The organism is Exiguobacterium sp. RIT594 (assembly GCF_003339585.1).
Lineage (GTDB): Bacteria > Bacillota > Bacilli > Exiguobacteriales > Exiguobacteriaceae > Exiguobacterium_A.
The window spans coordinates 1719237-1733106 of sequence record NZ_QPKF01000001.1 but is presented as its reverse complement, the minus strand read 5'-3'; the positions used below and the strand labels follow the sequence as shown (position 1 = coordinate 1733106).

Sequence of the window (13870 nt, the reverse complement as noted above, 5' to 3'; positions counted from 1 at the left end):
AGCCGCCCTGTAAGTCATTCACAGGGGCGGCTCGTTTTTTGAATCAAGGAAAAATTAAGCGTAACGCTCGTCTTCTTCCTCTTCCTCTTTGAGGTTACCTTCTTCCGATTTTGCGACGATGACAGCACAAGCAGCATCACCTGTGATATTGACGGCAGTCCGCATCATATCAAGCAGGCGGTCAACCCCGATGATTAAGGCAATCCCTTCGACAGGTAGATTGACGGACTGGAGAACCATCGTCAGCATGACGAGACCGACACCCGGTACGCCGGCTGTTCCGACAGAAGCGAGAACAGCAGTCAAAACAACCGTTGCGAGTTGAGCAGGCGTTAAATCAACCGCATACACTTGAGCGATAAAGACTGTTGCGACTCCCTGCATGATCGCTGTACCGTCCATGTTGATCGTCGCACCGAGCGGTTGGACGAAACTCGATACAGAACGCGGGACTTTCAATTCCCGTTGCGCAGTTTGCATGGCGACCGGTAACGTTGCATTCGATGATGAAGTTGAAAAAGCGAACAGCATGACCGGAGCAAACTTTTTAAAGAAGAAAAATGGATTCATCTTTCCGAGCAGTGAGACGGTCGACCCGTACGTCAATAAAGAATGAACGACTAGAGACAAGACGACGACCATCATGTAGAAAAACATGGCTTTAAGTGAATCAAACCCTTGTGCACCGACGGCGGAAGCAATCAAGGCAAATGCGCCGAGCGGGGCCATCTTCATGACAAGACCAATCAAATACGTCATCAAATCATTTCCTTGTTCGATGAACGAACGTAACGTTGACGCCTTATTGCCAAGGAACGTGATGCCGAAACCGATGAAGACACTGAAGACAATCAGTTGTAGCATATTGCCTTCTGCCATCGAGGCAATCGGATTGGTCGGGAACATCCCGACGATCGTGTTGATTAAACTCGTATCCGGTAAGTTTCCTTGGTCATATTTCAAGTTGTCCGTCGCAAAGTTGCCGAACGTACCCGGTTTGATCAGTAACGACAAACCAAGTGCGATGACGATGGCAACAGCCGTCGTCGTCATAAAATAACCGATGGCTTTTCCGCCGACACGGCCAAGTTCTTTTGGATTTCCGAGTCCCATGACACCAAGGGAAATCGAGAAGAAGACGATTGGGACGACGAGCATTTTGATCAGGTTCAAGAAGATCGTGCCGATCGGCTGGAGCGCATACTTATTCAATCCTTCATAGATTGATTTGTCCGGTAACGTTGCGAGAATGATTCCGAGGATAACTCCTAAAATCAATCCCCAAATGATTCGTTTGGCTTCTTTCAAATGAAAACAACTCCTTTTTCAGATAACTGTGTCTATTTTGACACATCATTCACCATTTTGACAAAACATTTCATAAAATTTTAGAAAACGCTTACAAAACATTTTGGTTTTTTTCGTTGAATAATCATGAATTTGTTGTAAATGGGGGAGCAACATGAGACTATAGAAAAGAACAAAAAGGAACATCTCAGGGATGAAGCAAAACTGGTTAATCAACTATTGACCATTTTGTATATTCCTACTATAATGTTGTATGACGTGTCTGACACGTTTCCTTTAGTCGGTAATATCGGAGGGAGGGAAAACTAGTGGAAACTCGTGTACGTAAAAATGAATCACTTGAAGACGCACTTCGTCGCTTCAAACGTGGTGTTTCAAAAGATGGTACGCTTGCTGAAGTTCGTAAACGTAAACACTACGAAAAGCCAAGTGTAAAACGTAAGCTTAAATCGGAGGCTGCGCGTAAGCGTAAGAAGTTCTAACGTAAGAGAGGGTGTATCCTCATGAGTCTTCAAGAGCGTTTGACAGTGGATATGAAGGAAGCCATGCGTTCGCGTGAGAAAGATCGTCTTACGACGATTCGGATGGTGAAGTCGTCCCTGCAAAATGAAGCGATTAAACTCGGTAAGCAAGAATTAACTGATGAGGAAGAGCTAACTATACTCTCACGTGAGATGAAACAGCGCAACGACTCCCTCCGAGAATTCGAACGCGCTGATCGTCACGACCTCGTCGAGAAGATTCAAGCAGAGATAATCGTGCTCGAAGCTTATATGCCAAAACAACTTTCGGAAGAAGAAGTCCAAGAAATCGTCAACGCAGCCATTGCGCAGACGGGTGCTTCGGCTCCTTCTGATATGGGGAAAGTAATGGGTGTCGTCATGCCGCAACTTAAGGGTAAAGCGGACGGTGCCTTGATTAATCGTCTTGTGAAACAACAACTCCATTAATCAGTTTTGAAGGTGTCCTTCGGGATGCCTTTTTTCTTTTTCCGAAAAGTTTTTGGAATGTTCGGAATTTAAAAGAGTTCTGAAACCTTTTTTGAGATGAAAGCGTATATAATAATAGTAACAACGAACCATGCTCAGAATGAAGAAACATTGTACGTCGTCTGATTCCGATGAAAAAGGGGTGAACGAAGTAATGTCTTTTAGCTTAGGGGTGATTTTAGCGGTCTTCATGATCGGTGTCATCATGTTGCTGATCGAAATATTCGTGACAGGATTCGGTATTTTTGGTGTGCTTGGCATCGGTGCTGTCCTCGCAAGTTTGATTATGGCGGGAGCATCGGTAGGGCAAGTGGGGCTGGCTATTGGATTAGCAGTCTTTTTATCACTCGCTGCTGGGTTTTGGGCGTATCGTCGGATTAAGTCGAATCAATCTCTCTTATGGAGAGGTTTGATTTTGACAGATTCGACATCGTCGGAACGAGGATACTTGTCTCATCAAGACAAAGAACAACTGCGCGGTAAAGTAGGAATTAGTTTGACCCAGCTTCGCCCTGCAGGAACGATTGAAATCGACGGGAACCGAGTCGATGCCGTCACTGAAGGGAATTTTATCAATTCCGGTGAGCAAGTAGTCGTTCAAGAGGTCACCCACGGACGAGTCATCGTTCGAGTCCAAAAAACGAAGGAGGAGTCACTCACATGACACCTGAATTATTGACCGTTTTACTCATATCGGGAGGAATACTTATTTTCCTCGCAATCTTCTTTACGCTTGTCCCAATTCCATTGTGGATTAGTTCGCTCGCTGCTGGAGTTCGTGTGTCCATCTTCACTCTAGTCGGGATGCGACTGCGTCGTGTTACTCCGTCAAAAATCGTCAATCCTTTAATCAAAGCCGTCAAGGCCGGCATCGATCTCAATACAAACCAGCTGGAAAGTCATTATTTGGCTGGTGGTAACGTTGACCGTGTCGTTAACGCCTTGATTGCGGCACACCGGGCAAATATCGAACTCAGTTTCGAACGAGCAGCCGCGATTGATTTAGCTGGGCGGAACGTCCTTGAGGCTGTCCAGATGTCCGTTAATCCAAAAGTCATCGAAACACCATTCATTGCAGGTGTTGCGATGAACGGGATTGAAGTAAAAGCGAAAGCGCGGATTACGGTTCGCGCCAACATCGACCGTTTAGTCGGTGGTGCGGGCGAAGAAACGGTCATCGCGCGTGTCGGTGAAGGTGTCATCTCGACGATTGGTTCGTGTCAGGATCAAAAAGAAGTACTCGAAAATCCGGAAATGATTTCTCGGACCGTCCTTGCAAAAGGTCTGGATTCAGGAACAGCATTTGAAATCCTCTCGATTGATATCGCTGACATTGATATCGGTAAAAACATCGGAGCGGTTCTTCAGACCGATCAGGCGGAAGCTGACAAAAATATCGCCCAAGCGAAAGCGGAAGAACGTCGTGCCATGGCGATTGCAAGTGAACAAGAAATGAAATCACGTGTAGAAGAAATGCGTGCAAAAGTTGTTGCGGCGGAAGCAGAAGTCCCACTCGCGATTGCAGAAGCATTACGTGACGGCAACTTCAGTGTAATGGATTATGCCAACTACTTGAACGTGACAGCTGATACGAAAATGCGTCAAGCGATTGGTGGTCAATCTTCGCCGAATGACTCACAATAAAGGGTGATCTAAGATGGAAAGTTTAATTTGGGTCGGATTGATGATCGCCTTCGGTGTCATCTCTGTCATCTCCAAGGCAGCTGATCAGAAAAAAACGAGTTCTTCAACACGAGTTCCCTCGAAGGAATTTGGCGACTATGTCAAAAAAATGGTCGATCAAGTTGAAACCCAGTTACCGGAGGGACGTGATCTTCCTCCTGCAATCAAGCGGAAACAACAAAAACAAACACAACCGGTCAAACATCAACGGACCGAATTGCAACAACGATTGGATGAACGTGATCGTCTGAAAGCACAAAAACAACACTCGAAGTCGAACATCGGTAAAATCACGGGTAGTATTGCAAACGACGAGATTGGCAAGAGAAGAAGCCGGGAAAACGGAATGCATACGACACAAGAGGAAATCCGACAGGCAATCATCTGGAGTGAGGTTCTTGGTCCGCCGGTTTCGAAACGTTCATCAAAATCACCTCATCGTTAAGGATAGGCTGGCTCTCGTTTGAATGAGAGCCGGTTTTTTTTGTGAATGAAAGACTAAATAACAAAAAAATGCATTACGAATGCGAGCAGTTAAAATGAGGAAACCACGCATTAAGGATGGGTTTTTCTTTCCATCTAATCTTCTTAAATGATAAAGTGGACTAGAACAGATTTATAGAGATGACGTACTGTTATCCATCATTAGGAGGCCAATCATAACGTGATATTCAATGAAAGAATCCCATTCGTATTTTCGAATTCAGAACAGATTCAAGCATTCGTAGGACCGAACGATGCCGTACTAAAAACGATGGAAGCGGAGCTTGAAGTCCAACTTACCCATCGTGGTGATGAGTTGTTGGCGCAGGCGGAAGAAGAACGGTCTGTCGTGTTAGCAAAACAGGTTGTCGCTGTCTTAAAGCAACTGGTTGATCGGGGAGCCGTCTTGACGGAACGTGACGCAACAAGCGCCATTCAGTTGGCGCGACAAGACCGGGTCGATGAATTACTCGAATTATACGATACGGTCATTCATACGAATCACAAGGGGAAACCGCTCCGGGCAAAAACACTCGGTCAAGCCCGTTACGTCCGGGGAATTGAAAAATGTGATTTAACATTCGGAATCGGACCGGCCGGAACCGGGAAAACGTATTTGGCGGTCGTCATGGCAGCAAAGGCCTTAAAAGAAGGTTATGTCAAACGGTTAGTCTTAACACGACCTGCAGTTGAGGCAGGAGAAAATCTCGGATTCTTACCGGGGGATTTGAAAGAAAAAGTCGATCCGTATTTACGTCCGCTTTATGATGCGTTACATGACGTGCTTGGCGTGGAACACACAGCCCGTTTGTTAGAGCGGGGTGTGATTGAAATCGCACCGCTTGCCTATATGCGGGGACGGACACTGGAGCATGCTTTCGTCATTTTGGATGAAGCGCAAAATACGACAAGAGAACAAATGAAAATGTTTTTGACACGTCTCGGCTTTCACTCGAAAATGATTGTCACAGGTGATTTGACGCAAGTTGATTTACCGCGAGGAAAAGCATCCGGTTTGCAAGAAGCGTTGAATCTACTCGGAAATGTCCGCGGAATTCATTTTGAACACTTTAGTTCGGCTGATGTCGTCCGGCATCCACTTGTTCGAAAAATCATTGATGCGTATAGTCAAGAACTCGAGTAAAGCGCAACAGGTGAGTCTTGAAGTGGAAAGGAGACGAACGGATGCGCAAAGTAGGTATGTGGATCAGTCTGCTGACGCTCGGCTTTTACGTCATCGTCTCGACGATGATGTATGTCAGTGTCCGGCCTGAAGCACTGTCAGCAGATCCATTTTCGATTGCAGAAGAAGATATTCGATCGCCATTGACGATGGAAGATCGAGAAGCGACCCGGCTACTGAAAGAAAATACAGTAGCTGCGATTGATAGCCAATACACGATTAAGCAGGAATATGCCGCGCAGCAAATCGATAAAGTCGAGCAACTTTTCGCAAGTCTTAAAGGAATCAAAGAAGCGGAAGACATCGGTCGGATCAAACAGCGTTTACGTGGCACAGAAGCGGCAGATTTGTTGCAAGATGACGAGTTGCGGTTGCTTGCGACATCATCTACAGCAATGCGGACAACGACACGAGATGTTGTAATCACAGCGATTGAGGAAGCGATGCGGCAACGGATTTCTTCCGATGGCGGTGAAGTGGCGGAAGCACGTGAAAACGCACGGCTTGATATTGAACGATCCGCTTTATCGTTTTCGATGAAAGCTGTCGGAAAAACGCTGACCGATCAGTTGATCGTCACGAACTATGTGTACGATCCCGAAAAAACAGAACAGTTGCGTAAGCAGACGAGCGATAAGGTGGAACCGGTCTTGATTTCTGAAGGGGAAGTCATCGTCAAACGGGGAGAAGTCATTTCCCAGGATGCCTACCGTCAACTGCAACTCGTCGGTCTGATTTCTGACCGGCAATCCCTTAAACCTTTGTTTGGAACATTGATTGTCAGTGCGCTGATGACACTGTTGTTGTTCGGATTCATCAGTCGATCCAACTTACGTTATGCAAAAATGGGCAGAGTAAAGCTGTTCAGTTTGGTGTATTTAGTTGTGGTAGTGCAACTTGTCGTGACGTACGGGATGGCTTTCTTGGCAGACGATATCAATCCGGCTTTGTATTTACTTACGCCGACTGCATTTTCAGCGTTAGTCTTGCGTAATTTATTGAATGAGCGAATCGCTTTATCCAGTACCTTGTTCATGGCTCTGGCAGGTACGTTCTTTTACAGCACAAATCAGAATTTCAGCTTTAATATTGCGATTTACTTATTGGTCGGCGGGTTAGTGGCTACCTATTTTCTGCGTTCCAGCTTGTCACGCCGGCGGATTTTCGTCAGCAGTTTGACGATTGCTTTAGCGAACGTAGCGGTTTTCCTCGCTTTCGTACTCATGCGTAGTGGACAAATGGAAGTGAAAGAGACGTCGATTCTGTTAGGGTTTGCCGTTGCCAGCGGTGTCTTCAGTGCGATCTTGGCGATTGGATTATTACCGTTTCTTGAGATGACGTTCGGTATTTTAGCTCCGACCCGCCTCTTGGAATTGTTAAACCCGACCCATCCCTTGTTAAAAAAACTATTGGTCGAGGCTCCAGGAACGTATCATCACAGTATGATGGTCGCAAATCTTGCTGAGACGGCTTGTGAAGCGATTGGCGCGGACGGGTTGCTCGCCCGTGTTGGTGCATACTATCATGATTTAGGGAAAACGCGGCGTCCGCTCTATTTCATTGAAAATCAGCATGGACTTAATCCGCATGACCGTCTGACACCGGAAGAATCCGCTCGAGTGATTCTTGCCCATACGGATGACGGTGTGGAATTGCTTGAAGAAGCAAAAATACCGAGTGTCATCGTCGATATTTGCCGGGAGCATCACGGAACGTCCTTACTCCGTTATTTTTACGTCAAGGCAACGGAACAAGGGGAAGTCAATGAAGCGGATTTCCGTTACTCGGGTCCGACACCGCAAACACGCGAAGCGGCCGTCATCATGATTGTCGATTCCATCGAGGCGGCGGTTCGATCCATGAAATCTCCGACGGAAGCGGGCATTCAGGAACTGGTCAAAAAAATCATTCGCGAAAAATTGTTGGATGATCAATTTTCGGACTGTGAACTGACGACACGTGACATTTACAGGGTCGGTGAAAGCGCCTGCCATACGTTATCCGGGTTATTCCATGAACGGATTGAATATCCTGAATTAAAGAAAGAGGAACTTACATGAATATTTACATGACAGATGAAGGTATATTGTTGACGGAAGAACAACTGAAATTAGTGGAAGCGATTTTGGCCTATACCGCAACAGAAGAAAAGATTGAAACGAACAGTGAATTATCCGTCACGTTTGTCACAAATGATGAAATTCAGCAAATCAACCGGGAATGGCGCGGGAAAGATCAAGCAACGGACGTCATTTCGTTTGCGATGGATGAACTGGGAGAAGATGAGATTGATTTTGAATTGCTTGAAGATGAACCGGTTGTGCTTGGAGATTTAATCATTTCCGTGGAACGTTGCCGGGAACAGGCGGCGGAATACGGGAATCATTTCGAGCGGGAACTTGGGTTCCTGGCCGTTCATGGCTTCCTGCATCTTCTCGGATACGATCACATCGAAAAGGCGGATGAAGAGATCATGACGAAGCGTCAGGAGGAAATCCTGCATCACTTTGAACTGTACCGAGGAAAATTGTGAAGACGTGGTGGTTACCATTCACCCATGCGATGAACGGGATCCGTCAGGCGGTGAAGGAAGAACGGCATATGAAAGTCCATTTTACGATTGGACTGATTGTTCTGGCGGTTGCCTTGTATTTACCGCTGACATGGACGGAAAGGGCGATTTTATGTTTAACGATCGGCGTAGTCCTCAGTGCGGAGATGTTCAATACCGCCTTTGAACGGACCGTTGACCTCGTCACGGAAGAATGGCATCCACTCGCAAAAGCAGCAAAGGATATTGCGAGCGGAGCTGTCCTTGTGTTGGCGCTTACATCAATTGCGATTGCACTATGCATCTTCGTCCCATATTTGGTACAATAAGAATCCGGCCTTTTTTTGGCCAATACCGTTCCTAAAAGGGGAAAAATGACATGAAAACAGAACAATTACTCGAACAAGCTAAACTTGCACGCCAAAAAGCGTATGTTCCTTATTCCAAGTTCCAAGTCGGAGCTGCCTTGCTCACGAAAGACGGACAGGTTTTCCATGGCTGTAATATCGAAAATGCGGCATATGGTCTTTGCAACTGTGCTGAGCGGACAGCTATCTTCTCGGCGTGGGCACAAGATGCACGTGAATACGCAGCGATGGCTGTCGTAGCCGATACGGAAGGGCCAGTCGCCCCGTGCGGACAATGCCGTCAAGTGTTGTTTGAAATGTGTGACGCGGATATGCCGGTCTACTTGACGAACCTGACGGGTGACGTCACGGAAACGACAGTTGGTGCTCTCTTGCCGGGTGCATTCACGAAGGGAGATCTTCATGTTTAAAGAAGGATTTAAATCAGGATTCGTTTCGATTATCGGTCGTCCGAACGTTGGGAAATCAACGTTCTTGAACCGTGTCATCGGACAGAAAATCGCCATTATGTCGGATAAACCACAAACGACACGGAATAAGATTCAAGGTGTCTATACGACAGATGATGTGCAAACGATTTTCATCGATACACCGGGAATCCATAAACCGAAACACAAACTCGGTGACTTCATGATGAAGGTTGCGACAAACGCCTTACGTGAAGTTGATGCGATTCTCTTCATGATTAACGTGACCGAACCAAAAGGTAAAGGTGACGAATTCATCATCGAGAAGTTGAAGGATTTGGATACACCGATCATTCTTGTCATGAATAAGGTCGATTTGATTCATCCGAACGATATCCCGCCAATCATCGAATCGTATCAAAACGAATTGAACTTCGCAGCAGTCGTTCCGATTTCTGCTCTTCAAGGAAATAATGTCGAACCGCTTCTGCAAGAAATCTCGAAGATCTTACCGGAAGGTCCGATGTACTATCCGGCGGATCAAATCACCGATCATCCGGAACGATTCATTATCTCGGAAATGATTCGTGAGAAAGTCCTGCAGAAGACACGTGACGAAGTGCCGCACTCGATTGCTGTCGCCATTGATCAGATCAAGACACGTGAAGACGGAAACATGGTCGATATTCACGCAACGATTTTGATTGAACGTGATTCACAAAAAGGAATCATCATCGGGAAACGTGGGGCCCTGTTAAAAGAAATCGGTTCAGAAGCACGGACGGACATCGAGATGCTGCTTGGTACAAAAGTCTACTTGAACCTTTGGGTGAAGGTTCAAAAAGACTGGCGGAACAAAGCTGGTCAATTGCGTGAACTCGGATTCCGCGACGACGAGTATTAATCGATGATTGATAAGGCGGAAGGGCTTGTCTTACGGACGGTCGTGTATGGTGAATCGAATAAAATCATTACACTGTTGACACGTGAATATGGCAAGCTCGCCGTCATGGCCCGTGGTGCTAAAAAACCCGGCAGCCGTTTCAATGCGGCGAGCCAGCCGTTTATCCGGGCCATTTACGTGTATCCACGTTCGCGTGGTCTCGGTCAATTAAAATCAGCAGACGTCATCACAGGTTATTCGAAAATTCGTCAAGATGTGTTTTTGATGGCTTATGCGATGTATCTTCTTGAACTGGCAGATAAAGCACTGGATGAACGGGTCCCGCAGCCGGCACTCTATGATTTGTTTGTCGATGGTCTTGAGGCAATGGATGAAGGGCTCGATCCAGACGTTGTGTCCTTCATCGTGGAACTCCGATTACTGCGTCATCTAGGAATTGCACCGCACTTAAACGGCTGTACGATTTGCGGCAGTGCCGAAGCACCATTTGCCTTTTCGTTGAATCACGGTGGTTTACTTTGCAGACGACACCGTCATGAAGATGAACATGCCGTTTCTTTGACGGAGTCTGTCGCCAAGATGTTGTATGTCTTTTCCGTTTATGACTTTTCCCGGATCGGCAAGGTTGAAGTGAAGCCGGAAACGAAACGATTGTTGCGCCAAATCATGGATACATACATGGAACGGTACAGCGGCCTCCGTCTTCGTTCGAAACGGGTTCTTGATCAATTATTGAATCTCGGAGACGATTGACAGATGCGCCGTACGTTCGGTAGAATAAGTGCGGAAGAACTAACTAAACGAACACGATGAGAAAAAGGAGTAACACCTGATGTTCAGTCAAGCGATTTCGGGATAGTGCGAGCCGGAAATGAAGCAGGTGCGAACGGCATTTTTGAGTGTTCCCGGTCAAAGAGTGGCATGCCGACGCATGCAAGTAGGGTGGAACCGCGGGCTCGTCTCGTCCCTATGTACAACCTTGTTGTACATAGGGACGTTTTTGCGTTCCCGCATAAATTTGGAGGTGGAAGTCTTGAAGATGACAGTACAGGAAATGATCTTAACACTGCAAAAATTTTGGGCTGAACAAGGGTGCTTGACGATGCAAGCCTATGACGTGGAAAAAGGCGCCGGAACAATGAATCCGATGACGTTTTTACGAAGTCTTGGACCAGAACCCTGGAACGTTTGTTATACAGAACCATCACGCCGACCAGCGGACGGACGCTACGGCGAAAACCCGAACCGCTTGTATCAACATCATCAGTTCCAAGTCATCATGAAACCGTCACCGGACAATATTCAGGAACTGTATTTACAAAGTCTTGAATTGCTCGGCATCAATCCGCTGGAACATGACATTCGTTTCGTCGAAGATAACTGGGAAAACCCGACATTCGGTGCCGCCGGACTCGGATGGGAAGTTTGGTTGAACGGGATGGAAATCACGCAGTTCACATACTTCCAACAAGTCGGCGGGATTGAATGTAATCCGATTGCAGTCGAAATTACGTACGGGATCGAACGTCTCGCGTCATACATCCAAGATGTCGAAAGTGTCTTTGATTTGGTGTGGACAGACGGCTTCAAATACGGCGATATCTTCTACCAACCGGAATTCGAACATTCGAAGTATACGTTTGAGACATCTGATGTCGATCTCCTGTTTACATTGTTCGACCAATACGAAAAAGAAGCCAACCGGGCACTCGATGAAAATCTCGTCTTCCCGGCTTATGACTATATTTTAAAATGTTCCCATACGTTTAACCTGCTGGATGCCAAAGGAGCGATTTCCGTCACGGAACGAACCGGCTTTATTCACCGTGTCCGAAACATGTCGCGCCGTTGTGCCCAAAGTTTCATCGAAGAACGGGAACGTTTAGGTTTCCCATTGATTAAATCGAAAGCTGGTGAATCGCATGCATGAGTTATTACTTGAAATCGGTCTTGAAGAAATGCCTGCCCGTTTTGTCTTACAATCGGAGGCACAGTTAAAAGAACGTGTGACGACATTCTTAAATGAGGCACGTATCACGTTCGACGCGATTGAATCATTTTCGACGCCGCGTCGTTTAGCCGTTCTCGTAACCGGAATGTCGGAACGTCAGGCTGACTTGGAAGAGACGCTTAAAGGACCGGCGAAACGGATTGCAGTGGACGCGGACGGCAACTGGACAAAAGCCGCCCAAGGATTTGCACGCGGTAAAGGGTTAACGACGGAAGATCTGTTCCTTCAAGAAGAGAAGGGAATCGAATATATCTTTGCGACCCGCAAAGAATCAGGACAAGAAACAGCAACACTTTTACCGGGACTCAAACAAATCGTTGAAGCGATGTCGTTCCCGAAAAATATGCGTTGGAGCACCCAGTCATTACGCTATATGCGTCCGATTCGTTGGATGATTGCCTTACTGGATGATCAAGTGATTCCGTTTGAAGTGGCAGATGTTTCGACCGGGCGGACGTCACGCGGACACCGTTTCCTTGGACAGGACATTACGATTTTACGACCGAATGCCTATGTGGAGGCACTTGCCGGAGAACATGTCATCGTCAGTTACGAACAGCGTCGCCGGTTGATTGAGGAGCAAATTCAAAAACTCAGCACACAAGAAAGTTTTGAAGTGCCGATTGATCCGACGTTACTTGAGGAAGTCACGAATCTGGTCGAATATCCGACTGCGTTATTCGGAGCATTTGACGAAGCGTACCTCGAATTGCCGGAAGAAGTACTGATCACGACGATGAAGGAACACCAACGCTATTTCCCGGTTAAAAAAGACGGGACGTTGCTGCACTACTTCGTCACTGTCCGTAACGGGAATGCGGCACATATCGAGAACGTAGCCCGCGGAAACGAAAAAGTCATTCGCGCACGTCTTGCCGATGCACAATTTTTCTATGAAGAAGATAAAAAAGCGGATATCGATGCCCAAGCAGCACGACTTGATAAAATCGTCTTCCATGAAAAACTTGGAACGACAGGTGAAAAAGTCCGTCGTGTGCGCGGGATGGCGCTACAGTTGGCGGAACGATTCAATGCGGATAAAGCGAAAGTCGAACGTGCCGGAACGATTTATAAGTTTGATCTTGTGAGCCAGATGGTGTATGAGTTCACAGAACTGCAAGGTATGATGGGTGAACGTTACGCCAACATGAAAGGGGAAGACGCTGAAGTCGCAGCGGCGATCCGGGAACATTACTTGCCACGTTTTGCCGGGGATGAAAGTCCAGGCACACCAACCGGTACGGTATTAGCTGTTCTCGACAAGATGGACAGCGTGGCCGGATTCTTCGGTGTTGGTATGATTCCAAGCGGTTCGGCTGATCCGTATGCGTTACGACGCCAAGCACAAGGAATCGTTCAGATTCTTTCCGACCGTCAGATTGAGATGACGTTGTCAGAGTTAATCGATTTCGTCGTGTCTGCTCAATTAAAAGCAGGTCTTTATCAAGCGGATGCAGAAACAGTTAAAGCAGCAATGGAAGACTTCTTCAATCAGCGTCTGAAGTTCCGCTTATCGGAAAAAGGATATCGTCATGATGTCATCGAAGCGGCACTCGAGCCGAAGTTAACAGTCGAAGCAAATGAAAAACGCGCGGCGATGCTTGAACAGGCAACACAACAACCCACCTTTAAGAAGACAGTGGAACAACTCAGCCGTGTCTTGAATATCTCGAAAAAAGCAGAGGCGGTTGTTGCGGTCAATCCAGCGCTCTTTGAAAATGAAGCGGAACGTGCCTTGCATGAACAAATCGAGCAACTGATTCCAAAAGTCGAAGCGGCAGTTCAAGCCTCTGACTATAACGAAGCGATTCAAGTGCTCGAATCGAGTGTTCCGGCCATTACTGCTTATTTTGATGGAACGATGATCATGGCGGATGACGAAGCAGTTCGGACGAATCGTCTTAGCGAGATGAAACGATTTGCGACGGCAATCGAACAAGTCGCACGATTCAATGCACTCACTTTAGCGTGAATAAAGGACGG

At 46.8% G+C, this 13870-nt stretch carries 15 protein-coding genes; 14 read left to right on the top strand and 1 reads right to left on the bottom strand.

The window, feature by feature from the left end; all coding sequences use genetic code 11:
- Positions 1 to 54: 54 nt before the first annotated feature.
- Positions 55 to 1308, bottom strand: coding sequence for a dicarboxylate/amino acid:cation symporter (locus DVG79_RS09025; RefSeq protein WP_114596414.1), 1254 nt, complete (start codon positions 1306 to 1308; stop codon positions 55 to 57).
- A gap of 308 nt (positions 1309 to 1616) precedes the next feature.
- Here DVG79_RS09025 and rpsU point away from each other — a divergent pair, with 308 nt between their 5' ends.
- The 14 genes from rpsU to glyS all read left to right on the top strand — a co-directional run bounded on the left by rpsU (position 1617) and on the right by glyS (position 13859).
- Positions 1617 to 1790 (top strand): 30S ribosomal protein S21, encoded by a 174-nt coding sequence (rpsU, locus tag DVG79_RS09020; RefSeq protein WP_012369719.1) that lies wholly within the window; start codon positions 1617 to 1619, stop codon positions 1788 to 1790.
- 21 nt (positions 1791 to 1811) lie between these two features.
- Positions 1812 to 2258 (top strand): GatB/YqeY domain-containing protein, encoded by a 447-nt coding sequence (locus DVG79_RS09015; protein ID WP_026828988.1) that lies wholly within the window; start codon positions 1812 to 1814, stop codon positions 2256 to 2258.
- Positions 2259 to 2451: 193 nt separating this feature from the next.
- On the top strand, positions 2452 to 2961 hold the full coding sequence (locus DVG79_RS09010; RefSeq protein WP_114596413.1) for an NfeD family protein: 510 nt from the start codon (positions 2452 to 2454) through the stop codon (positions 2959 to 2961).
- Positions 2958 to 3941, top strand: a complete 984-nt coding sequence (floA, locus tag DVG79_RS09005) for a flotillin-like protein FloA (protein WP_071498508.1) — start codon at positions 2958 to 2960, stop codon at positions 3939 to 3941. The genes DVG79_RS09010 and floA overlap by 4 nt, the downstream gene beginning before the upstream one ends.
- 13 nt (positions 3942 to 3954) lie before the next feature.
- Entirely contained in the window at positions 3955 to 4425 is a 471-nt protein-coding gene (locus tag DVG79_RS09000; RefSeq protein WP_114596412.1) for a hypothetical protein, read from the top strand.
- A gap of 219 nt (positions 4426 to 4644) precedes the next feature.
- The gene (locus tag DVG79_RS08995) at positions 4645 to 5607 is read left to right on the top strand and encodes a PhoH family protein (protein ID WP_114596411.1); all 963 of its coding nucleotides are present in this window, start codon (positions 4645 to 4647) and stop codon (positions 5605 to 5607) included.
- A 41-nt stretch (positions 5608 to 5648) separates the two neighbouring features.
- On the top strand, positions 5649 to 7706 hold the full coding sequence (locus tag DVG79_RS08990; RefSeq protein WP_114596410.1) for an HD family phosphohydrolase: 2058 nt from the start codon (positions 5649 to 5651) through the stop codon (positions 7704 to 7706).
- A complete protein-coding gene (gene ybeY, locus DVG79_RS08985) occupies positions 7703 to 8179 on the top strand; it encodes an rRNA maturation RNase YbeY (protein WP_114596409.1) in 477 nt (158 codons plus the stop codon). The genes DVG79_RS08990 and ybeY overlap by 4 nt, the downstream gene beginning before the upstream one ends.
- Entirely contained in the window at positions 8176 to 8526 is a 351-nt protein-coding gene (locus DVG79_RS08980) for a diacylglycerol kinase family protein (protein ID WP_114596408.1), read from the top strand. Before ybeY ends, DVG79_RS08980 begins: the two co-directional genes overlap by 4 nt.
- A gap of 50 nt (positions 8527 to 8576) precedes the next feature.
- Positions 8577 to 8975: a cytidine deaminase gene (locus tag DVG79_RS08975; RefSeq protein WP_114596407.1), complete on the top strand. Its 399-nt coding sequence runs from the start codon at positions 8577 to 8579 to the stop codon at positions 8973 to 8975.
- Positions 8968 to 9876 carry a GTPase Era gene (gene era, locus DVG79_RS08970; protein ID WP_012369729.1) on the top strand — a complete coding sequence of 303 codons (909 nt, stop codon included), beginning with the start codon at positions 8968 to 8970 and terminating at the stop codon, positions 9874 to 9876. The genes DVG79_RS08975 and era overlap by 8 nt, the downstream gene beginning before the upstream one ends.
- A 3-nt stretch (positions 9877 to 9879) precedes the next feature.
- Positions 9880 to 10629, top strand: coding sequence for a DNA repair protein RecO (gene recO / locus DVG79_RS08965; RefSeq protein ID WP_114596406.1), 750 nt, complete (start codon positions 9880 to 9882; stop codon positions 10627 to 10629).
- Between the two features lie 286 nt (positions 10630 to 10915).
- Complete coding sequence (glyQ, locus tag DVG79_RS08960; RefSeq protein ID WP_012369731.1) at positions 10916 to 11806, top strand: glycine--tRNA ligase subunit alpha; 891 nt, start codon at positions 10916 to 10918, stop codon at positions 11804 to 11806.
- Positions 11799 to 13859: a glycine--tRNA ligase subunit beta gene (gene glyS, locus DVG79_RS08955; protein ID WP_114596405.1), complete on the top strand. Its 2061-nt coding sequence runs from the start codon at positions 11799 to 11801 to the stop codon at positions 13857 to 13859. Before glyQ ends, glyS begins: the two co-directional genes overlap by 8 nt.
- Positions 13860 to 13870 lie beyond the last annotated feature (11 nt).

What these genes read in the sequence shown, in the direction of transcription:
- DVG79_RS09015 (WP_026828988.1), top strand. Translation starts at nt 1,812, where the DNA reads ATGAGTCTTCAAGAGCGTTTGACAGTGGATATGAAGGAAGCCATGCGT.
- DVG79_RS09010 (WP_114596413.1), top strand. Translation starts at nt 2,452, where the DNA reads ATGTCTTTTAGCTTAGGGGTGATTTTAGCGGTCTTCATGATCGGTGTC.
- floA (WP_071498508.1), top strand. Translation starts at nt 2,958, where the DNA reads ATGACACCTGAATTATTGACCGTTTTACTCATATCGGGAGGAATACTT.
- DVG79_RS09000 (WP_114596412.1), top strand. Translation starts at nt 3,955, where the DNA reads ATGGAAAGTTTAATTTGGGTCGGATTGATGATCGCCTTCGGTGTCATC.
- DVG79_RS08990 (WP_114596410.1), top strand. Translation starts at nt 5,649, where the DNA reads ATGCGCAAAGTAGGTATGTGGATCAGTCTGCTGACGCTCGGCTTTTAC.
- ybeY (WP_114596409.1), top strand. Translation starts at nt 7,703, where the DNA reads ATGAATATTTACATGACAGATGAAGGTATATTGTTGACGGAAGAACAA.
- DVG79_RS08975 (WP_114596407.1), top strand. Translation starts at nt 8,577, where the DNA reads ATGAAAACAGAACAATTACTCGAACAAGCTAAACTTGCACGCCAAAAA.
- era (WP_012369729.1), top strand. Translation starts at nt 8,968, where the DNA reads ATGTTTAAAGAAGGATTTAAATCAGGATTCGTTTCGATTATCGGTCGT.
- recO (WP_114596406.1), top strand. Translation starts at nt 9,880, where the DNA reads ATGATTGATAAGGCGGAAGGGCTTGTCTTACGGACGGTCGTGTATGGT.
- glyQ (WP_012369731.1), top strand. Translation starts at nt 10,916, where the DNA reads ATGACAGTACAGGAAATGATCTTAACACTGCAAAAATTTTGGGCTGAA.
- glyS (WP_114596405.1), top strand. Translation starts at nt 11,799, where the DNA reads ATGCATGAGTTATTACTTGAAATCGGTCTTGAAGAAATGCCTGCCCGT.